16 protein-coding genes are annotated in these 21,595 nt (G+C 69.4%); 9 read left to right on the top strand and 7 right to left on the bottom strand.

Translation table 11 applies throughout. The features are described from left to right. Window positions 1-185 precede the first annotated feature (185 nt). Together ACZ5NW_RS27905 and ACZ5NW_RS27900 are read left to right on the top strand one after the other, a co-directional pair. The gene (locus ACZ5NW_RS27905; protein ID WP_468746687.1) at window positions 186-2,978 is read left to right on the top strand and encodes a DNRLRE domain-containing protein; all 2,793 of its coding nucleotides are present in this window, start codon (window positions 186-188) and stop codon (window positions 2,976-2,978) included. An 82-nt stretch (window positions 2,979-3,060) separates the two neighbouring features. After that, window positions 3,061-5,958, top strand: a complete 2,898-nt coding sequence (locus ACZ5NW_RS27900) for a glycosyl hydrolase family 95 catalytic domain-containing protein (RefSeq protein ID WP_468746686.1) — start codon at window positions 3,061-3,063, stop codon at window positions 5,956-5,958. A 92-nt stretch (window positions 5,959-6,050) separates the two neighbouring features. Here the strand turns inward: ACZ5NW_RS27900 and ACZ5NW_RS27895 are convergent, their stop codons facing one another. Further along, window positions 6,051-7,037: an RNA polymerase subunit sigma-70 gene (locus tag ACZ5NW_RS27895; RefSeq protein WP_468746685.1), complete on the bottom strand. Its 987-nt coding sequence runs from the start codon at window positions 7,035-7,037 to the stop codon at window positions 6,051-6,053. Window positions 7,038-7,206: 169 nt separating this feature from the next. Here ACZ5NW_RS27895 and ACZ5NW_RS27890 point away from each other — a divergent pair, with 169 nt between their 5' ends. Together ACZ5NW_RS27890 and ACZ5NW_RS27885 are read left to right on the top strand one after the other, a co-directional pair. Then, the gene (locus ACZ5NW_RS27890) at window positions 7,207-8,703 is read left to right on the top strand and encodes an MFS transporter (RefSeq protein WP_468746684.1); all 1,497 of its coding nucleotides are present in this window, start codon (window positions 7,207-7,209) and stop codon (window positions 8,701-8,703) included. A gap of 227 nt (window positions 8,704-8,930) precedes the next feature. After that, window positions 8,931-9,500 (top strand): DUF5317 family protein, encoded by a 570-nt coding sequence (locus ACZ5NW_RS27885; RefSeq protein ID WP_468746683.1) that lies wholly within the window; start codon window positions 8,931-8,933, stop codon window positions 9,498-9,500. 739 nt (window positions 9,501-10,239) lie between these two features. Here ACZ5NW_RS27885 and ACZ5NW_RS27880 read toward each other — a convergent pair. Next, window positions 10,240-11,046 carry a LysR family transcriptional regulator gene (locus tag ACZ5NW_RS27880; RefSeq protein ID WP_468746682.1) on the bottom strand — a complete coding sequence of 269 codons (807 nt, stop codon included), beginning with the start codon at window positions 11,044-11,046 and terminating at the stop codon, window positions 10,240-10,242. A gap of 238 nt (window positions 11,047-11,284) precedes the next feature. Between ACZ5NW_RS27880 and tcuA the strand changes: the two genes are divergently transcribed. Continuing rightward, on the top strand, window positions 11,285-12,757 hold the full coding sequence (gene tcuA / locus ACZ5NW_RS27875; protein WP_468746681.1) for an FAD-dependent tricarballylate dehydrogenase TcuA: 1,473 nt from the start codon (window positions 11,285-11,287) through the stop codon (window positions 12,755-12,757). Window positions 12,758-12,859: 102 nt separating this feature from the next. Here tcuA and ACZ5NW_RS27870 read toward each other — a convergent pair whose 3' ends face one another. The 4 genes from ACZ5NW_RS27870 to ACZ5NW_RS27855 are packed head-to-tail and all read right to left on the bottom strand — an operon-like array spanning window position 12,860 to window position 15,606. Then, window positions 12,860-13,453 (bottom strand): TetR/AcrR family transcriptional regulator, encoded by a 594-nt coding sequence (locus ACZ5NW_RS27870; RefSeq protein ID WP_468746680.1) that lies wholly within the window; start codon window positions 13,451-13,453, stop codon window positions 12,860-12,862. 29 nt (window positions 13,454-13,482) lie between these two features. Beyond that, complete coding sequence (locus tag ACZ5NW_RS27865; protein WP_468746679.1) at window positions 13,483-13,818, bottom strand: hypothetical protein; 336 nt, start codon at window positions 13,816-13,818, stop codon at window positions 13,483-13,485. Next, complete coding sequence (locus tag ACZ5NW_RS27860; RefSeq protein WP_468746678.1) at window positions 13,805-14,434, bottom strand: hypothetical protein; 630 nt, start codon at window positions 14,432-14,434, stop codon at window positions 13,805-13,807. Before ACZ5NW_RS27860 ends, ACZ5NW_RS27865 begins: the two co-directional genes overlap by 14 nt. Beyond that, the gene (locus ACZ5NW_RS27855; RefSeq protein ID WP_468746677.1) at window positions 14,431-15,606 is read right to left on the bottom strand and encodes a DUF4331 family protein; all 1,176 of its coding nucleotides are present in this window, start codon (window positions 15,604-15,606) and stop codon (window positions 14,431-14,433) included. Before ACZ5NW_RS27855 ends, ACZ5NW_RS27860 begins: the two co-directional genes overlap by 4 nt. Window positions 15,607-15,881: 275 nt before the next feature. On the opposite strand from ACZ5NW_RS27855, the gene ACZ5NW_RS27850 reads away from it, so the two are divergent. The 4 genes from ACZ5NW_RS27850 (at window position 15,882) to ACZ5NW_RS27835 (ending at window position 19,691) form a co-directional block, all read left to right on the top strand. Then, window positions 15,882-16,490, top strand: coding sequence for a hypothetical protein (locus tag ACZ5NW_RS27850; protein ID WP_468746676.1), 609 nt, complete (start codon window positions 15,882-15,884; stop codon window positions 16,488-16,490). Between the two features lie 13 nt (window positions 16,491-16,503). Beyond that, window positions 16,504-17,844 carry a Dyp-type peroxidase gene (locus ACZ5NW_RS27845; protein WP_468746675.1) on the top strand — a complete coding sequence of 447 codons (1,341 nt, stop codon included), beginning with the start codon at window positions 16,504-16,506 and terminating at the stop codon, window positions 17,842-17,844. A 27-nt stretch (window positions 17,845-17,871) separates the two neighbouring features. Continuing rightward, complete coding sequence (locus tag ACZ5NW_RS27840) at window positions 17,872-18,960, top strand: catalase family protein (protein ID WP_468746674.1); 1,089 nt, start codon at window positions 17,872-17,874, stop codon at window positions 18,958-18,960. Between the two features lie 104 nt (window positions 18,961-19,064). Continuing rightward, entirely contained in the window at window positions 19,065-19,691 is a 627-nt protein-coding gene (locus ACZ5NW_RS27835; RefSeq protein ID WP_468746673.1) for a TetR family transcriptional regulator, read from the top strand. Between the two features lie 227 nt (window positions 19,692-19,918). On the opposite strand, the gene ACZ5NW_RS27830 is transcribed toward ACZ5NW_RS27835, so the two are convergent. Further along, window positions 19,919-21,532, bottom strand: a complete 1,614-nt coding sequence (locus ACZ5NW_RS27830; RefSeq protein ID WP_468746672.1) for an MFS transporter — start codon at window positions 21,530-21,532, stop codon at window positions 19,919-19,921. Between the last annotated feature and the right edge of the window lie 63 nt (window positions 21,533-21,595).

Below are 21,595 nucleotides of genomic sequence, written 5' to 3'. Positions count from 1 at the left end.
CGGTTCCGGAAATGCGGCAGTAACGTCCCCGCCACGCCGATCACATGGATCGGTCAACGTGATGGTGCCTCCTTGGCCCACCGCGCGCGGTCCGGCCGCAGCATCGCGAATGCTCCGCGCCGTCTCCAGCAGGCGGCGAGCGCCTGAACAGACCTGGAGAGGTCTCGTCCTGAGGAGAGGCAGACATGATCAGACCGGCCGGCGGCGACGCCGACCCGAACCCGGCCCCGGCGCGACGCAGTTCACGCGTGAAGCGCTTCATCGCGGCCGCTGCCGGCGCCACCATCACCGCGGCGAGCCTCATGCTCACCGGCGTCGGCCCCGCACACGCCGCCACCACGGTCCACACCTACGCGCCGACAGGAGTGGGAGGCGGTACGACGACGTCGCCGGACGTGGCGTCCACCAAGTACCAGGTGCAGGTCGCCGGCACGCCCGTCCAGGCTGCGCAGTACACCGAGAACGGCCACAACTTCGACATCGCGCGCTTCGCGTCGGACTCCCGGACACCGACGATCACGGTCACCCTGCCCAGCACCACGATCGACACGGTGAACATCTACCCGGCGCGCTACTACCCCTCCGGCAGCGTCTCGGTGAGCGCGGACAAGCACACCCTGACGTTCCAGCTGTCGGCCGCCGCCGGGTTGAACCAAGCGATCGTGATGGTCAACGGCGACTCGACCAACGCCACGGGCCAGCCCTACCTGGCAGTCGTCAACGACCCTCTGGAGGACCCGGCGCAGCGCCCGGACACCACGAGCGCACCGGACGGTTCCGGCGTCAACCTCCAGACCGGTGTCCTCAACTTCCAGGAGTTCGCCGCGAAGTACCTCGCCGCGCACCCGAACAGCGCGGCACAGAAGCCTCCCGCCGCGACGACGAGTTCCATGGCCGGCAAGACCGTCAACGGCACCGCCATCCCCGCCGGGCAGAAGACCTCGGCCGGGAGCCTGGTGAGCGCGGGCAGCGCCAATGTGCGCTACCCGAACGTCCGGACGATGGCCGCCACTGACGTCACGTACGCCCTCCAGGCCGCCCTCGACACCATCAAGGCCAACCCCACGGCGCTCAACACGCTCTACTTCCCGAACGGCACCTACGTGTGGTCCGGGCTCCTGGTCAACGGTCTGGACGGCAGCAAGCTCAAGGGCGGCAAGCTGAAGATCTACACCGACGAAGGGGCCCTGCTGAAGAACCGCGTCCAGGCGTACATGGAGGCGTTCGAGCCGGCGATCGGGATCATCAACTCCAGCGACATCGAGATCGACGGCCGGGGCGTCTTCGACGGCGCCGGTGTGGCGAACTACCGCATTGATTCGCACGACGCCTACCGCAGCCAGCACCAGGGCGGCGTCACGGTGATGCACTCGTCGGACATCACGTTCGACGACACCTACGTGCGCGACGCGAAGCAGTGGAACTACGAGACCCACACGGCCAACCGGGTCACGTTCAACAACATCAAGGCCCTCACCCCGTACCGCCAGCCGTGGATCGACGGGACGGACTTCGCCAGCGGCCAGGACATCACCGCCAACGGCGTCTTCACCCTCGGCAACGACGACGCGTTCGCGTCCGGCCACTACAACCCCAGCGACGGATTCACCCCGCTGGCCTCCGGCGTGTGGAACAACTTCCAGCTCGGCACCTCCACCGCCGACGTCCAGGGCTATGTCAACGCGGTGGCCGCCCATGACACCGTCGCCGACGACCTCGGGTTCGACAACTACCACTGGGACCACGCGGACTCGAAGAACATCTCGGTCAGCAACACGCTCAACTGGTCCGTCGCCGCCGGAAACGCGATCCGGATCGGATGGAACGCGTACGGGTTCCGGCTCACCAACTACACGTTCGACAACTTCAACTCCGTGTCACCGGCGGCCGGCGGCATCTTCACGCACAACAGCCCCAAGCCGTACCCGCGGATCCAGAGCATCGTGGTGAAGAACAGCTCGATCGACACTTCCCGGTTCACCCAGGGACCGGTCGCCATCAACGGCGGCAACGGGTCCACCCAGACCATCACCGCCGAGGACCAGGCGACGTACGGACTCGCCCCCAACCCCGACGGATCGGGCAGCACGTACACCTACACCAGGAGTCCGATCGGCACGTTCACCCTCGACAACGTGTGGTTCTCGCGGCAGAACGGGAGCAGTTCGATCACCGGCGTCACGAACGCGACGCTGAAGAACCTTCGGGTCGGGGGCCAACTCGTCCAATACACCAGCCAGTTCCCGCTCACCACGAGTGGGGTCGGCACACTGACCAGCACCTACACGGACGCGAGCGGCCAGACCCGGAACGTCAAGGCCGGCGCTCTCACAGGCGGTGACACCTGGGTGGGCGCGTGGACCGGCGACCAGACCAAGAACAACTCCTCGGACCTGACCCTCATCACCCGCAACACCGGGGTCGGCCTGATGGGCGAGCAGTACACCACCGGATCCGGGGACGGAAAGCTCTCCTACCTCCAGTTCCCCCTCAGCAGCCTCACCAGGGCACCGAGCCAGGCGACACTCCACCTCACCTACGTCGGCCACCGCTATACGTCGGTCCCGTCGACCGACACCGACCAGCTCCTCGTACAGCCCGTCAGCGACACCACCTGCACCAGCGGCGGCACCTCCTGCCCGGTCACCACCATGACCTGGCAGAACCGGCCGAGCTTCACCGCCACCGCCTCCTCCGTCGCCAAGTCGGCCACCGTCACGCTCGGTTCGACCGTCATCCCGGAGGGCGGCGGGACGCACCAGGGCAACGCCGTCGACGGCCGTGACATCACCGTCGACATCACCTCCTTCGTCCAGAACGCCTACGCGGCCAACCAGTCCACGCTTCTGCTGGCCGTCGGCAACGCGGGAGGCACCAACCACGAACTGCGCTTCGTCAGCTCCGAAGGCGCCACCGGCTCCGGAAAGCTCACCAACGGGACCGCCGATATGGCGCCCGGAATCACCGTGACCCCGTAGCCACTCCAGGCCGGTCCGTCCCCGGGGGGCGGGCCGGCCTCAGCTGCCCAGGTGCACTCCCCACCGACAACGGAGTCGACCCATGTCACTGCCCGACCTTCCCCTCAACCGCCGGCGTTTCCTCACCACGGCCGCTCTCGCCGCCGGCGCCACGGCCCTGCCCGGCTTCGTCTTCGCCGACCGGGCCGCAGCGGCCGTACCGCCCCAGGTCACCCTCCCCGACCGCGGCATCTGGGACAACGCCACCGCTTCGGCCTGGACCGACGGGTTCCTGAGCGGAAACGGCGAGTACGGGGCCGTCTACTACGGGGCGCCGACGCTCGAGAAGGTGATCTTCAATCATCACCGGTTCGTACTGCCCAACGGCAGCCGGAGCGTCATGCCGCCGGTGATCTCCGGCAAGCTGGATGCGGCCCGGGACAAGGCGCTGGCCGGTGACTACGCCGGGGCCTCCACGACCTTCGCCAACGGCTGGAGCCTGCGCTGGACCCAGACCTTCCACCCCGGCTACGAACTCCAGCTCAGCACCCCGGGCATGTCCACCGTCAACGACTTCGCCCGCATCACCGACTTCCGCACCGGCGAGATCACCCACACCTGGACCGACCAGTACGGCACCTGGCAGCGCCACGTCTTCGTCTCCCGCGCCGACCAGGTCATCGTCCACGAGCTGCTGCCGGCCCCCGGCCGCACCGTGGACACCACCATCAGCGTCAACACCGCTCTGACGGGCGTGCCGACCAGCGTGTCCTTCTCCACCACCGCCACCGTCACCAGCGGCGACGGCTACCTGAACCTGCGCGGCGCCTATCCCTCCGGCGGCGCCTACGGCTACGAGGGCGTCACCCGCGTCGTGGTCTCCGGCAGCGCCTCCTCCGTCACCGCCGACGGACAGACCCTGGTCGTCGCCAAGGCCACCAAGGTGCTGCTGCTGACCAAGCTCGGCCGGTACGAGACCGCCACCGGCTGGAACAGCCGGCCCCTCCAGACCGCCCTCACCGCGCTGACCGCCGACTACGCCACCCTCCTGGGCCGCCACGCACCGAAGCACCAGGCCATGTACGACCGCTCCAGCATCGACCTCAACGTCTCCGCCGCCGACCGCCGGCTGGCCACCAGCGAGCTCATAGCCCGCCAGAACAGCAACGCGTCCGCCATCGACGTCGCCCTGCTGGAGCGGATGTACGACTCCGGCCGCTATCTCTTCATCAGTTCCAGTGGCGTCTTGCCACCCCGCCTGACCGGCATCTGGACCGGCACCTGGAACGGCTCCTGGGCCGACGATTTCACCACCGACGCCAACATCAACCTGCAGGTCGCCGGCGGCAATATCCTCGACCTCACCGACGCCATGCAGGGCTACTTCGACCTCATCCTCGGCCAGCTCGCCCACTGGCGCGACAACGCCACCAACCTCTACGGCGCCCGCGGCTTCCTCGCCCCGTCCCGCACCGACGGCGAGTACGGGCACATGCTGCACTTCAACAGCGGTAGCTTCCCCGGCGAGGCCTGGACCGGCGGCGCCGACTGGCTGCTCTACCCGCTTCTGGAGTACTACCAGGTCACCGGCGACAGCGCCTTCCTGAAGAACAAGCTCGGCCCGGCCCTGATGGAACTGGCCCTGTTCTACGAGGACTTCCTCACCCGCACCGACGCCGGCGGCAAGGCCGTCTTCGTCCCCTCCTACTCCATGGAGAACACCCCGACCAGCACCAGCCAGGCGTTCTCCATCAACGCCACCGGCGACATCATGGCCGGCCGGCACGCGCTGGAGGCCGCGATCGACGCGGCCAACACCCTCGGCCTGGAGCAGGGCAGCGGCCAGGGCGTGCAACGCTGGACCGCCCTGCTCGCCAAGCTGCCCGACTACACCGTCAACAGCGACGGGGCGCTCGCCGAGTGGTCCTGGCCGGGCCTGACCGACCGCTACAACCACCGGCACGTCCAGCACCTGTACGGCGCCTGGCCGCTGCACGAGATCAACCCCGAGGACAAGCCCGACCTGGTCAAGTACGCGGCCAAGGCCCTGGACAAGCGAGGCGACCAGAACTATTCCGCCCACGGCAGCCTCCACCGGGCGCTGGCCCGCGCCCGCCTGAAGGACGGCCCCGGCGTCTACGGCAACCTGCTGAAGATCTATGGCAAGAACATGGTGTGGCGGTCTCTGATGACGTCCCACAACCCGGACCTGACCACCTACAACTGCGACGCCGCCAACACCATCCCCGCCGTCCTCGGCGAAGCACTCGTCTACACCCGCCCCGGTGTCCTGGAGATCCTCCCCGCTCTCCCCGACCAGCTCACCAAGGGCACCATCAAGGGCGTCCGCGGCCGCAACCGCATCACCGTCCAGTCGCTGTCCTGGGACACGGCCGCCCGCACGGCCACCGTCACGCTCACCTCCGACATCGACCAGAACATCACCTTCATCTGCCGGCGCGGCATCACCTCCATCAGCACCGGCGCGACGGTCACCACGTCGTCGCTGGGCAACCACGCCCGCATCGTGTCGCTGACCGCGGGAACGAGCACCACGATCACGATCGGCCTGCTGACCGGCCCCTTCAAGCTGGTCAACCGCAAGAGCGGCAAGGTCCTGGACGTCTCCGGCTCCTCCACCTCCGACGGCGGGCCCGTCATCCAGTACACGTGGTCCGGCAGCGCCAACCAACAGTGGAAGCTGCTTCCCGACCACGACGGCTCGTTCCGCCTGTCCAACGTCCACAGCGGCAAGGTGCTCGACGTCCCGGCCGGCTCCACCAGCAACGGCACAGCCCTGGACCAGTCGTCGGACACCAACGGCACCAACCAGTGGTGGAAGCTCGTTCCAGCGGCTACCAGCGGCTACTACCGCCTCGTCAACGTCAAGAGCGGGCTGTGCGCAGACGTGCAGAGCGGATCCACCGCCGACGGCGCCAAGATCATCCAGTGGCCCGCCAACGGCGGCCCCAACCAGGAATGGCAGCCAGTGGGGCTGTGACGGCCCTGGGCAGGTGACCGGAGGCGATCCGACTCGCCCTGTCGGGTCGGCGTCGGGATCGCCTCCCCATCCGCCGTGCTTCTGGTGACTGTTCACGCTCTTTGGAGCGTGCGCGGACATCCGAAGCGGGCGATCAGTCCTAGGTTGCCGAAGCGGGTGAATGCGCTGATCTGGTTGCCTCGCAGGGTGAGTACAACCAGGCCGTTGGCCCGCCAGAGGGGTGCGGCGGGGTCCGGTAGGTAAAGGACGAGGGCTGGTTGGCCGTTGGCGCGGGTGGGCACCAGTTTGAGGTCCTGGCCATGGTGGGCTTGCAGGAGGAATTCGCCGACGGCCTCGGGCCCGCGGAGTTCGAAAGGCTCGGGTGGCATGGTGAGCCTGACGTCGCTGGTGATGAGTGCTACAAGTTCGTCCAGGTCCAGGCGCTCGAACGCGGCGACGAACCGGTCGACGATGGCGGCCTCGGCGGGGGAGTGCGGCAACGGCACATCGTCCGGGTCAGGGGTGGGCGGGAGGTTGCCCCGGGCTCGGATGAGCGCGCTGTTGACGGCTGTCGGGGTGGTGCCGAGAATGCCGGCGGTCTCGGCGGCAGAAAAACCGAGCACGTCCCGCAGCACCAGGACGGTTCGTTGCTGGGGTGGCAGGTGCTGCAGGCCAGCCACGAACGACAGGGCGATCGACTCACGTGTCGCGTACCGCGCCTCGGGGCCTGGGGTCAGGCCGCTGAGGTCGTCCGGGTAGGGCTGCAGCCACCACGGCTCGTCGGACCGGACCGGCCCGCTCCAGCGCGTGTCCTGATCAAGCGGGTCAGCCGGTTGCGGGCGGCGGGATTCGCCGCGCAGGTAGTTCAGGCAACGAGTCGTGGCGATCCGGTACAGCCACGCCCGAAGTGATCGGCCGTCGAACCGGCCGATCGAGCGCCATGCGGCCAACAGAGCCTCCTGAAGCACGTCCTCGGCGTCCTGGACGGATCCGAGAATCCGGTAGCAATGCGCCTGCAACTCACGTTGATAGGGCTCGATGAGCTCGCGGAATGCCTCACCGTCGCCGGCCTGTGCGCGGGCGAGGGTCACCTCGGTCATGGCGGACCCGTCCTTTCACCTGTCCAAAGGGCATCTCACTACCCACCTGGGCCGGTGGATTGCGCCTCCTGACAGTGCAACACCGTCTGCGGCGCGAATTCATCGGCGAATCGCCACGACGGCCGGTGTTTCAACCTACGGACCTGATCAGCGACGAACGGAGGCAGACATGACCGCGACAGACCTCAGCAACGACATCGGCGGAGGCCCGGCCGTCGCATCAGGCCAGGTGCGCAGGTGGCGGGCGTTCTCGCTGCTCGCCGTGGCGTGCTTCATGACGGCGGTCGACATGCTGATCGTCAATGTCGCCCTGCCGACGATCGGCCATGAGCTGCACTCCGCGCAGGCGGACCTGCAGTGGGTGGTGACCGCGTACGCGCTCACCTTCGGCGGGTTCCTGCTGCTCGGCGGCCGAGCCGCTGACCTGCTCGGGCGCAGGCGCGTGTTCACAGCCGGGCTGGCTCTGTTCACCGCGGCCTCGCTGGCCTGTGCGCTGGCCGCCGACGGCACGTTTCTGATCATCATGCGCGGTGTTCAGGGCCTGGGCGCCGCCATGGTGCTGCCCGCCGCGCTGTCGATCGTGATGAACATGTTTCCCGAGGGCGCCGAACGTAACAAGGCACTCGGCCTGTGGGGCGCCATCGGCGCCAGCGGCGCGACCGTCGGCGTGCTGGCCGGCGGCGCCCTCACCCGGTACGCGGGCTGGCCGTACATCTTCTATCTGAACGTGATCGTCGGCGGGGCCGCGCTGCTCCTGACCCGGCGAGTGGTGCCGGAAAGCAGGCTGCGAGGAGTACGCCGCCGCTACGACCCGCTGGGCGCCATCACCGTGACAGGTGCCCTGGTGATCCTGGTCTACGCGGTCTCACAGGCACCGACCGTCGGATGGACGGCCGCCCGGACCCTGGCCCTGCTCACGTCCTCGGCGGTCCTACTGGCCGCGTTCGTAGCCATCGAGGCCAGGTCGAAAGCGCCGCTGCTACCGCTGCGGCTGTTCCGGCTGAAGACCCTCGCCGGGGCCAACGCCGTCGGGCTCCTGCTCGGCGCCGGGTTCTACGGGTACATCTTCATCGGCACCCTCTTCATGCAGCAAGTACGTGGATACTCCGCGATGAACACCGGCATCGCCTGGCTCACCGTCGGCCTGACCGGAGTAGTCCTCGCAGGGCCGGCGCAGATGCTCGTCACCCGCACCTCCATCCGCCTGGTGATGGCGGCCGGACTGACCCTGACCGGCGCGGGGATCCTATGGGCGACCCAAGCCCCCGCCCACGGCAACTTCTGGGCGGGCCTGGCCGGGCCCCTCTTCCTCACCGGCTCCGTCACCTGGATCTTCATCCCGGTATCCATCGGAGCCCTGGCCGGCGTCACCGAACGGGACGCGGGAGTCGCTTCCGGCCTCATCGACTCGTCCCAGCAACTCGGCGGCGCGATCGGGATCGCCATCGCCTCCACCGTGGCGGCCACACGGACCCAAGACCTCCAGGCCCGAGGTCACTCCATCACCTACGCACTCACCGGCGGATTCCACACCGCCCTGTGGGTCTGCGGACTCATCACCCTGTCCGCCATCCCCATCGCCTTCCTCCTCATCCGGCGCGCCGGCATCGCCCAGCCCACAACCACCCGGCAGCGCCAAGTCGCGCCCCCGCTGAGCAGCCGTTGATCGGCGAGATCAATGACACCGTCCCCAAGCCCTGCCACACTGGCCGACGGGTCGCCTTTGGCCCCAGGCAACATGGACCGCCCGGGGGTACGAATGGACATCGGACGCGGGTGCGGGGGCCTCATCGCGGTCCTCACGACGGCGCGCCTCCGATCGCTGGGGCGTGGAAGTCCTGAACCCGGGCGCGTCGGGTGACAGGGTCGGCGCTCGTTCTGTTCGCCGGGCCGGTGGCTTCCGGGATTGCGCTGGGCTATCTCACCGGTGGTCGGCTGAGCCGACTGCTGAGTGTGCGCCTGCGTCAGCTGTGGTTGTTGTGGCTCGCGGCTGCTCTACAGATCGTGCAGCTGGCCACCGCCAACAGCCACCTCCTCCGGACGCCCCTTCTGGCATTGGTGTTCGCCCTTTCCCTGCTCTGGCTCGGGCTGAACGTCCGAGGCCGTCCCTGGCCGCTGACGGCCGCCGTGGCGGTTGCCGCTGCCGGCGCCCTGCTCAACGCCCTGGCGATCGCCGCCAACGGCCGTATGCCCTATAGCCCTTCCGCCGCGGCAGCCGCTGGACTGGCCGCCGGATCCCAGACGGCCAAGAACGTGCCCGCAGGGCACACCACGCATCTGCTCGCACTCGGCGACACCATCCCCATCCCGGCACCGCACGCCGTGATCAGCATCGGCGACCTCCTCCTGGCCGCCTCCGCCGTACTGCTCATCTCCACCGCCATGCACCACAACGCCCAGCCCACTCACGCCCGCTACGAACAGGAGACACCATGTCCAAAACCCTCACCTGGCAACGCCTGACCCTCATCGCTTTCACGCTCGCCAGCATCGCCGCCCTGCTCTACACGCTCGGTGCCCCCGACGTGACCGGCGGTTGATCACTCCAAGCACGCCGGCAATACCGACCCCGAAGGAGCCCACATGCTGCGCACGATCCCCTGGCAACGCCTGGCCGTCGTCGCTTTCACGCTCGCCAGCATCGCCGCCCTGCTCTACACGCTCGGTGCCCCCGACATGACCGGCGGCTGACCCGTCCGCGCCCGGAACCATCCCCGTCGACGCATGACTTCGGCGGGGATGCGGGCCCAGCCGGCCCCCACTCCGGAGCCCATCAGTACCGCGGCGACCGTCCGGGAACCCATCACGGCGCGAGCACCTACGAACATGCGGCGGCCGCCCGGCCCCATCGGCGTCAACCAGGGCAGGGCCGTGGCCGTCGGTGTCGCGCCTCCACTCCCGCGCAGCGTGATGAGCTGCGCGCCGCAATCACCACCTACTTGACCCGCGCCACCAGTGCACCGCGCACCCTTGCCCCCCGCCCTCTGTGTCGGCGGTGTTGCCGCCCTAGGCCTTGGCGGCCTGGATGCGCTCGGCCTGCTCCCGCAAAGCGGTCCCCGCCTGACGCTAGAGGGCATGCCGGCCTCAACGGCCACACACTCGGCCGCTCCCGCGTCCGCTCGCGCAGCTCGGCAGCCACGGGTCCTGGGCACGCCCCGCGGGACGGAGGCGATCGCCGGCAGGCACACCGCGGAACGCCTGTCTACGAACGCAGGGTCCCGGCGGTCTCGATGAACAGTTCCGCGATGGCCTGGGCCGACGGTGTCGGCGGGTTGTCGCGCAGCCGGGTGAGCAGGATGCGGCGAACCGGGGCCGAGGGGCCAAGGTCGATGGTGGTGACGTCATCGCGCAGGCCGGCCAGGGCGAACCTGGGGGCGAGCGTAATGCCCAGGCCGACCGCCGCCATGGCCTGGGCCTCCTGGTAGTCGTGTGCCCGGTAGGCGATCTTCGGCTCGAAGCCGGCGGCACGGCAGCTACGGTTGAGCAGCTCGGCGACCGGGTGATCGCCCCGAACGATCCAGCTCTCCTCGGCCAGTTCCTCAAATTCGGCGGAGTGCCGGGCGGCGAGCGGATGGCTGGTGGCGACGACCAGGCAGGTGTGGTCGTCCAGCAGATGGATGACATCGAGGTTGGTCTCGTCCAGGCGCCGCCACGGGTAGTCCCACATCAAGGACAGCTCGATCTCCCGGCTCTCCAGGAGGTCCATCAGGCCGGCGTTGCGGTCGCTGTGCACGGCCAGCTCGACCTGCGGGTACCGGGTGCGAAAGGCGCGCACGACGTGGGGCAGCAGGGATGCGGCGATGGTGGGGAAGGTGCCGATGTGCAGGGTTCCGCTGTGCAGGCCCGCGATGTCGTCGAGGGATCGGCGTGCGGCCCGCAACTGGCGATCGATCCGTGCGGCATGCTCGGCCAGCGTGCGGCCGGCCTCGGTGAGCGTGACGCCCCGGGGGTGCCGCTCGATCAGCGGCTGCCCGGCCTCCGCTTCCAGCCGGCTTATCTGCTGGGACACCGCCTAGGGCGTATAGCTCAGGGCGATCGAGGCCGCGGTGATGGAGCCCCGGCGAGCCACCTCGGCCAGCACCAGCATGCGGCGTACGTCGAGGCTCATCCCAACCGCCTTAAGCACTTATGAAAGCAGCTTCAATTTCTTTCGATTGTACTGATGGCACTGCTGGCGCATCGTCGTACTGACCGGCAGGCGGGCCGCGCAGCCGTCGACCTGCTCACCGGAACTGATGGGAGTACACATGACCGAGCAGTGGGACGTCGTCGTGGTCGGCGGCGGGAACGCCGGCTTCAGCGCGGCTCAGTCCGCCCGACAGCAGGGAGCACGGGTGCTGCTGCTGGAGAAGGCCCCCCGCCAATGGGCCGGAGGCAACTCCTACTTCACTGCCGGGGCGATGCGTACCAGCCATGGCGGGCTCACCGACCTCACCTCGCTGGTAGAGCCACTTCCCGAGGACCGCGCGGGACGCGTCGACCTCGCCCCCTACACGGACGACGACTTCCTCGCCGACCTGACCCGGGTGACCCGGGGGAGGACCGATCCCGAACTCGCCGGGATCCTGGTCGGTGAGTCCCGCGAGGCGATGACCTGGTTGCGCAGCCTCGGCCTGCGGTTCGAGCTCATGTTCCACCGGCAGGCTTACGAGGTGGACGGGCGCTATCGGTTCTGGGGCGGACTGGCCGTCGGCGTGGTCGGCGGGGGCAAAGGAATGATCGACCAACACCTTGCCGCCGCCGATCGCAGCGGCATCGAAGTCCGCTTCGACAGCCCCGTCACCGGCCTGGCCACCGGATCCGACGGCTCCGTCCGCGGCGTGGTGCTCGCCGACGGGCAGCGCATCGAGGCCGACGGCGTGGTACTCACCAGCGGTGGCTTCGAGGCCAACCCGCAGATGCGGGCCGGCTATCTGGGTGCGGGCTGGGACCTGGCCCTGGTGCGCGGAACCCCGTACAACACCGGCGACGGCATCCGCATGGCCCTGGCGGCCGGCGCGCAACCCTACGGCCATTGGAGCGGCTGCCACGCGGTGGCCTGGGACAGCAAGGCCCGAGCGACCGGCGACCGGGAGCTGACCAACCAACTCACTCGCGGCGGCTACCCGTTCGGCATCGTCGTCAACGCCGAGGGCCGCCGGTTCGTCGACGAGGGAGCGGACTTCCGCAACTACACCTATGCCAAGTACGGTGCCGAGATCCTCAAGCAACCGGCAGGCGTCGCCTACCAGCTCTTCGACGCGACGTCCGTACCGCTGCTGCGCCCCGAGGAGTACGCCTCGGCGGGTATCACCAGGGTGGAGTCCGACACCGTGGAGGGCCTGGCCAAGGAACTCGGCATGGACGAGGGCCGACTGGCGGAGACGGTCGAGCGGTTCAACGCCGCCGTTGTCCCCGGTCGCTTCGACCCGACGGTCAAGGACGGCTGCCGGACCGAGGGCATCGCCCCTCCCAAGTCCAACTGGGCCCAGCCGCTGGCCACTCCTCCGTACGTCGCCTTTCCGGTGACCTGCGGCATCACCTTCACTTTCGGCGGGCTGCGGATCGACGCCGACGCGCGCGTGCTGGACCTGAGCGGCCGCCCCGTCCCTGGGCTGTACGCGGCCGGCGAACTCGTCGGCGGGCTCTTCTGGTTCAACTACCCTGGCGGCTCCGGCCTCACCGCCGGTTCGGTGTTCGGCAGGCGCGCCGGGCGCTCAGCAGCCGCCGACACGCGTTGACAGCGCCTAAGTAGACACCCAACATGAAGAGATCCGAGTCTGAGGGAGGCTCCGGAGTGCCCGAGTTGGACGGGCATTCAGAAGTCCGGCGGCACCGGGTCGCTACGGTGCCCACGCCCGTAGTGCCGCATCCACCACCGCGTCGACCGTGTCGTGTCCGAGCCGGGCGCCCACGAGGAACCGCTGGTAGACGAGCGGGCCGACGGTCGTCATGGCGAACGTCTCGGCTGTGACGTCGTCGCGCAGGTGCCCCCGGGCGACGGCCGTGGTGATGGCGGGGCGCAGGGCATCGACGAACTGGGTCAGGAGGGTATGGCGGAGGTGCCGCATCCCCTCGTCGTGCTGGGCCCCGCCCAGTACGGCGGCGAGTACGGCCCCGGCCTGGGCGTCGTCGAGCCGCTCGCCGAGCTGGCGCAGGTAGTGGATCAGCTCGGCGCGCGGTTCGGCACCGGACGCGCCCCGCACGTCCTCGGGTGCCGGTGACAGGGGCGGCATACCGGCCTCCAGTGCCGCCAGACGCAGGCCGAGCAGCTCCGGCCAGTGGCGGTAGACCGTGGCCCGACCGACTCCTGCGCGGGCGGCCACCGCCTGGTGCGTGACGGCCTCCAGGCCCCCCTCGGTGAGCAGCTTGGTGGCTGCAGACACCATGGCCTGGCGGCTGCGCACCTGTCGTGGATCGGTTCGCTCCTCCGGCATGCGCCACCCTTCGTGTGAGACAACTTGCCTCACATGCTAGTCGCAGGGTGTCTCGGTCCGCAGGCGTCGTGGGCCGGCCGATCGCTTGCCTCGCGGGCGCGCCGGACCAGGGCGTACGAGCGGTTCGTCTGGCGCATGACCAGGGTCTGGAGAGCGAGGCGGAGTCCCCGGTCGACATCGCCTCCGACCATGAGCCAGAAGTCGGCGGCGTGATCCGCGTACGCCTCCGGGTGACGCGTCACCAGTTCCTCGTAGCGCACCGCCGCCCGGTCCCGCCATGGCTTGGCCTCCTGGTAGTGGCGGCCGGCCGCTCGCAGGGTGAGCGCGAGGTGGGCGGCGTACTCGGGATCGTCACTCGTCTCCACGAGCGGGCGCAGGCAGGCGACCGCGGTCTCGGGGTCGCCCAGGAGGAGGTGTACCTCGGCGAGATGGCCGGTCGCCGGTGCATAGCCTGGCGTGCTCCGCCTCGGCGGTCTCGCCCCGCTGTGCCTGGAGGACGGCCAGCGCCGACAGCATCCTGAAGTCGGACGGGCGGGGGGCCGCGCTCCGCAGCAGTTCGTGGGCTTCGGCATGACAGCCGACCGCCCGCAGGATCGCTGCCCGTTCCGTGTCCAGGGTGGCCTGCGCCGCGCCGGCCCGGCCCGCCGCGTCGAGGTCGGCCATGGCCTCGGCGAAACGGTGCAGGGTCGCCCGGGTGCGGGCCCGGGCCAGCAGGGCGGCACTGTCGTCAGGCGCGCTGCACACCATGCCTTCGGAGAGCTGTGCGGCCCGCTCGTAGTCGGCGACGCGGCCCAGGAGGTGTCCGCGGAGTGTGAGGAGGTCGACCAGGGCCGCCTGTTGTGCGACGGCGAGGGGCGCGGTCGAGCCGGCCCGGCTCACGGGCGCCGCCCTGCCGTCGATCTGGGCCGACAGGTTCACCAGGGCCAGGGTGCCGTTGGTCGTGACCGGTTCCCGGTCGGCGTGCACGGGCCGGCCCGTCATGCCGCTTCCACCTCGGGTTCCGGTGGGGCGAGCAGAGCGGTCATCAATGTCACGAGATCCGGCGGGCTCGGGTTGGGGGCCACGAGGTACGGGAAGTCGTGCGTGGCCGGCCGGGTGGCCTGGTCGACGCCGTCGCTGATGCGCGGGCTGTCGACGCCGCCCACCAGGAGGGTGTAGAGGGTGTCCACGATGTCGTCGTTGGGCGCACGGCCGCCGCAGGTCGCGTGGGGGCGTCCGGCGAGCAGCGCGGTCTCGATCTCGAAGCAGCTGTCCTCGGCGAACGGCTTGGAGATGTCGACGACGAGGAAGTCGGCCAGGAGGAGTTCCGTCAGCGGGTGGGTGCCCTGGTCGTCGGGCGGCCAGACGAGCTCTCCGTCGAGACGGTCGAAGAAGGCCAGGTTGGCGTTGAACCGCGCCCGGTAGGCCTCGGCGTAGTCCGGTCGTAGAGCGAAGGCATCCTCCTCGTTGTAGAGGTCTCGGATCTCCAGGTCGCTGTTGACGGGGTCGTAGCTCTTGCTCGCCAGGACGGCATTCTTGATCTCGGGTCGGCCCATGCGTTCGAGCCGGACCGGGCGCCCGCCGGACGTCACGGTCTCGCCGACGACGCCGAGCAGGGGGCCGCACTCCAGGCCGAACACCACCTCGGGGTCCACCTCGACGACGATGCTCACCACGTTCGTCCCTTCGAGGACGTTGTCGGCGCCGGGACGGACGGCCGGCTTTTGCGTGACGTCGGCGGCCAGAACGCCTGCGAGGTCGATGAAGAACGGGTCGAGTCGTGGTCCGGCGAAGATCCTCAGACCTTCGGCCTCGGTGGGCTTCTCGTCGCCGACCAGGAACAGGACCTGCTCACCGCTGGACGTGGTGCAGGTCCCTAGCTGGACCGGTTCGTCGCTGCCGGGGATCCGGCCGGGCGCGGCGAAGGTGAAATCGAGGCCGTACTCGGTGTCGCCGACCGTGAACGCGGCCCGGCCCGCCGCCTGCTCGACCGGCCGGACCCGGAAGCGGTAGGTGATCGCGTCGGAGAACAGCGCGGTGGGAGCGGCGGCAGGAAACACGTCGAGGACGAGTACCAGGCAGCCGGGGCGGTCCGGGCTGGGAAAGGCGAAGACGTCGGCGATGTCGGACGCGGGGTCGAAGAGGATGCGCGGTCCGGAGAAGTGATCCGCCATCGGGAACTCCTTCGAGTGACGGGTGGGTCGAGGTGCCCCACCTATGAGACACGATGACTCACAGATGCGCTGTGGGTCAACCTGTCTCATAGTGACGCGAGTCATGTGACCGCTCGCGAGTGGTGCGTTGACAAGCCGAAGGAGCAAACTGATGATGTAATCAGTCCTGTGGAGATGGTCAGAAAGTGGGGCTCGTCCCGCTTGCATGCTGCCCCGCAGTGGCCTATTTGTGGCGATACGTAACGTGTTGCCGCCCATGCCCAAGGAGAGGCGCCATGAGCGAGACAGACCTGCACGCCAAGTTCCAGCAGTTCCCCGATGCCGTCCGCGAGAAGGTCGAGACCGCACTGTCGGACGCCAAGATCGCCCTCAAGCTCAAAGCCGCCGAGATCCTCGCCGACAAGGAGGAGATGGCCGAGCACGCCGTCACCACCGCCGGCCGGATCGGCGCCAAGAGCGGTGAGGTGTCCGAGCTGACCACGATCCTGCCGCTGAAGCCCAACGGTGCCGCGCGGCTGCGGAAGTTCTTCGGTCTGGTCGGCGGGAACCTGGCGGGCGCAGGCCAGGTCGGCACCCTGCACAACATGCGGTTCGTGTTCCTCGACAACGACACGAAGCTGCTGTTCGCGACCGCCTTCGACGGCGAGTGGGACCCTTACATCGACGACTTCGCGACGAAGATCCCCGAGTTCATGGACTACCTGTTCAGCAACGTGGAGGGCTGGCCCGGGATTACCTCGCCGGACGTGAAGGACTTCATCGTCAAGTACCAGATCCCGGCGGAGGCGTGGTTCGTCGCCCACCCCAACCTCACCGTCGCGGAGGGCCACCGGCTCAAGCGGCAGGAGGCCGCCGTGCAGCGTTTCCTCGCCGACCTCAACTGAAGGCAGGAACGCCATGCCTTCCCCGCTGTTCCGGCGGCTGCGCCGCCCGCCCACCCTGGACCTCGACGACATCCAGGCGACGTTGCTGCGGGCCCGGCCCGAGCCCTACTTCGGCACCCACGCGATCCTGGAGATCACCGAACCGGCCGCGGGCAAGGAACTGCTGCGCCGACTGGCGCCAAGGGTGACCTCGGCGGCACGCTGGGACGAGCCGCAGCCGTCCTGGCTGGCCCTCGCCCTCAGCTATCAGGGTCTGGTCGCACTGGGGCTGCCGGAGACCTCACTGGCCTCCTTCCCGGCCAATTTCCGCGCCGGGATGGCGGCTCGCGCCGAGCGGCTGCGGGACACCGGCGTGAACGCGCCGGACCGCTGGGAGTTCCCCTTCGGCACCCCGCGCGTGCATGTCGCCGTCACGGTGTATGCCGCGAGCGAGGACGACTGGCGGGCCGAAGTCGCCGCGTACGAGAAGGAGTTGGGCGAGGTCCCGGGCGTAAAGCTGCTGTCGCACCAGGACTTCGCGGCCGACGGGTTCAACGTCTTCGGCTACCGGGACGGGTTTAGCCAGCCGGTGGTCGAGGGCAGCGGCGCCGAACCCCTGCCCGGTGACGGACGGCCCATCAAGGCCGGTGAGTTCGTCCTCGGCTATCCGAGCGAGACCGGTGTACCGCTCCCCGTACCGGCTCCGGACGTCCTGGGCCGCAACGGCACGTACGTCGTCTTCCGCAAGTACCACTCCCACGTCGCGGCCTTCAACAAGTGGCTGCACGACAACGCCTCCACCGAGGCCGAACGCGAGCTGCTGGCCGCCAAGTTGGTCGGCCGCTGGCGCAGCGGCGCACCCCTAGCCCTCTCGCCCGACCGCGACACCCCCGCGATCGGTGAGGACCCGAACCGGATCAACGACTTCGACTACTCCGCCGACCCGCGCGGACTGCGCACCCCGCTCGGCTCCCACATCCGCCGGATGAACCCGCGCGACACCAAGCTGACGGTCCTCACCGACGTCAACATCCGCCGCATCATCCGGCGCGGCACCTCCTACGGCACCCCGCTGCCCCCGGACCGCCTCAAGGACGACGGCCGGCCGCGCGGCCTGGACTTCATCGCCCTCGGCGCCCGCGCCATCGACAACGTCGAGTTCCTCCAGAGCGAATGGGTCGGCTCCGGCAACTTCATGGGCCTGGGCAAGGAGAAGGACCCGATGATCTCGCTCCAGGACAAGGGCGCCTACTTCACCGTGCCCGGCACCCCGCCACGCCGGGTGCAGAACATCCAGTCCTTCAACACCCTCCTCGGCGGCGAGTACTTCTTCATGCCCAGCCTGTCCGCCATCCGCTGGCTCAGCAGCAGCTGACCCCCACCCCGCGCGGAGACACTCCCCATGACCTCGTACGTCCGCTACAGCCCCGACCTCGAACAGCCCTTTCCGGACGAGGACGAACTCGTCCGCCAGGTCGTCGCGGCCATGGGCAAGGCCAACCAGCAGGTCGCCGACAAACACCGCCACGGCCTGCGCGACGCTCACGCCAAGAGCCACGGCGTCCTCGCCGGTGAGCTGCGCATCCAGCCCGACCTGCCCGCCCACCTCGCCCAGGGCCTCTTCGCCGCACCGGCCACCTACCCGGTGATCGTCCGCTTCTCCTCCGCCCCCGGCGACCTGCGCTCCGACCAGGTGCCCGTCCAGCGTGGCCTCGCGATGAAGGTGATTGGCGCCCCCGGCCCCCGCGCCCTCGACGACGGCTTCACCACCCAGGACTTCCTCCTCGTCAACCACCCCACCCTGCCGTTCGGCAACATCGCCGAATACGCCAAACTCCAGGGCATCCTGGAGAAACAGCCCGGCCAGAGCGACCAGCAGCTCCAGCTCACCGGCGCGGCCGCCCGAGTGGCCGCCAAGGCCCTCACGCGCGTCGGACGCCCGCTCCCGCCGGCTGTCGAGACCCTGGCCGCCGCCAACGACCACATCCTCGGCGAGACCTTCCACTCCATGGCCGCACTGCGCTACGGCGACCACGTGGCGAAGATGTCCGCCGCGCCCCGCTCGGCGAACGTCAAAGCCCTCACCGGCAGCCACGTCGACAAGAAGGCCGGCGAGTCCGCCCTGCGCGACCTCGTCGTCGACTTCTTCGCGCACAACAGCGCCGAGTACGACATCCGCGCCCAGCTGTGCACGGACATCGACCGGATGCCGGTGGAGGACGCCTCCGTCCTGTGGCCCGAGGAACTGTCACCGCACCAGACCGTGGCCGTGCTCCATCTGCCCGCCCAGGACGCCTACAGCGACGCCCGCCGCCGCTACGCCGACGACGTCCTCTCCTTCAGCCCCTGGCACGCCCTGGAGGCCCACCGCCCGCTGGGCTCGATCATGCGCTCCCGCCGCGCCGCGTACCCCGCCTCCAGCGGCTTCCGGCACCGCTTCAACGGCATCGAGCCGCAGGAGCCGTCCGACATCAAGGAGCTGCCCGCCTGACCACATGTCCCGATCGACTCCGGATGCTTCCGCGGGTCGGTCGGGACTCGCGTGCCAGAATGGAGAAGTCCGTTCTCCGCCCTGTCTTCTTCGAGGTTCCTTTCGTGTCCCAGCCCGTCGGCCGTGTGCCCCAGCGACGCAACGCACGGTCCAACCGGGCCCGGATCCTCGCCACCGCCCGCCAGGAGCTCGGGCGGAACCCCGACATCACCCTGGAGGAACTCGCCCGCGCCGCCGGTGTCGTACGGCGCACGCTGTTCGGGCACTTTCCCGGCCGGGCGGCACTCCTGGACGCGCTGGCCGAGGAGGCCGCCGAGGCGCTCCAGGCCGCCGTCGCGGTCGGCGCGGGGGCGATGGAACCGGCCGACCGGGCGCTCGCTCACTTCACGTTGTCGCTCTGGCCCGTGGGGGACCGCTACCGGATGCTTCTGGCGCTGGCCCGAAGGGACCTCGGCATGGACCGTGTCGCCGGGATCCTGGAGCCCGCCCGGGTCAGGGTCGCGGCCATCCTGGAGCAGGGACAACGGGACGGCGTCTTCCACACCCACCTGCCGGCCTCGGTGCTGAGCGTCGGCCTGGAGGCGATGACGGTCGCCCTGCTGGAGGAGGTCAACACCGGGGCGCTGGAGGACGACGGCACCCGGGTGGCCGTCACCACGCTCATCGCGGCGGGTGTGCCGGAGAAGCGGGCGCGGATCGTCGTCGACGAGGTGGCCGCCGCCGAGGGGTGAGATCGCCCCTGCAGCACGACGTGACCCCGGTGCGAAGCGCCGGGGTCTTCAGCGTGTCGACGTAAGCCTGGTCCCGGGGGGATCTGGACGGCGACGGCAAGCACAAAAAGGGGACGGTGCCGGGTGTCCCTCCCGGCACCGTCCCGGGGCCGTGCGCCGCTCAGGCACAGCCCGTCCTGGGGGTGGAGGAGGCCGGAATCGGGGTTCCGGCCTCCGGTGAACGCGGCTCAGGCGTCCACGGTCTCGGTCTGCTCCTCGGTAACCGGTGCCGCATCTGCCTCACCGTGCTTGGCGGTGTGCTTGCGGCCGGGCAGGACGGCGATGACGATCAGGGTGCCGGCGGCCATGATGATGCCGCCGATGAGGCTGGTGTGGGCGATGGCGTGGGCGAAGGACTCGTGCACCGCCCCCAGCAGGGTCTGGGCCTGTTCGGCGCCGCCCTGGGGGTTCTTGGCGACCTGTTCGGCGACCGCGACGCCGCCGCCGACGGAGTCCTTGGCGGTGTCCATGGCCTCGGCCGGGAGGTGGCCGCCGACCAGGTCGGTCAGCTTGTCCTTGTAGGACGTGGCCAGCAGCGAGCCGAGGATGGCGATGCCCAGCGAGGCACCGAGTTCCAGCGCGGTGTCGTTGGCCCCGCCGCCGACGCCCAGCTCCGACTCGGGGAAGGAGCCCATGATGGTGTCGGTGGCCGGCGACAGGCTCAGGCCGATGGCGAAGCCGAGCAGCAGCAGCGGGGCCAGGAAGTCGGTGTAGGTGGAGCCGGAGTCGATCCGCGTGAGCAGGAAGACGCCCACGGTGCCGATCACCATGCCGGTGCCGACCACGATCTTCACGCCCAGCTTCGGAGCGAGCCTGCCGGTGACGGCGGCGCCGACGAACACGGATCCGGCCAGTGGCAGCAGGCGGATGCCGGTCTCCAGGGCGTTGTAGCCGAGGACGAACTGCAGGAACTGGGTGGAGTAGTAGATCGAGCCGAAGGTGCCGAAGAAGAAGAACAGCACCGCCATCATCGAGCCGCCGAAGGGACGCTCGGTGAACTTGCGCACGTCCAGCATCGGGTTGGGGTGCTTCAACTCCCAGGCCACGAAGGCCAGCAGACCCACCCCGGCGACCACGGCCGCGGTGATCGGGCCGACGCCCCAGCCGAAGTGCGGGCCCTCGATGGTCGCGTAGACCAGGCAACCGACCGACACGATCGACAGCAGACCGCCGACGTAGTCGATCCGGCCCATGCCCTCCGCCTTCGACGGCGGCACCAGCAGCAGGGCGCCGACGACGCCGAGGACGGCGATGGGCACGTTCATCAGGAAGGTGGAGCCCCAGGCGTGGTCCTCCAGCAGCCAGCCGGCGGCCAGCGGACCAGCGGCGATGGCAAGGCCGGAGGTCGCAGACCAGGCGGTGATCGCCTTGGCGCGCTCGGCACGCGGGAACATCGCGACCAGGAGCGACAGTGTGGCCGGCATGACGACGGCGGCACCGACACCCATGATCGCGCGGGCGGCGATGACGAGGTTCGTCTCATCGACCAGGCCGCCCATCACCGAACCTCCGGCGAAGATCAGCAGACCGAGGACGAGGGCGCCGCGGCGGCTGTACTTGTCGCCTATCGCGCCCAGCACGAGCATCAGCGCGGCGTAGGGGACGGTGTAGCCGTCAATGACCCACTGCAGGTCACTGCTGCTCAGCCCCAGGTCCTTGGTCATGTCGGGGGCGGCCACGATCAGTGACGTGTTCGCCATGACGACGATCAGCAGGCTCAGGCACAGGACCAGCAGGGCCCACCAGCGCCGGTGGTAGGGCTCCGTCATCTTCTCGACGGGTGTCTTCGGAAAGAGCGGCATGGTCAGGCTCCTCGGCAGGAGGTGAAGCGGAGGCTTCGGGGGTGCGGAATCGAGTGGATCGGT

This window comes from Streptomyces sp. NPDC032126, from assembly GCF_055580085.1.
The sequence above is the reverse complement of the archived record's forward strand: the minus strand, read 5'-3'. Positions and strand labels throughout refer to the sequence as shown.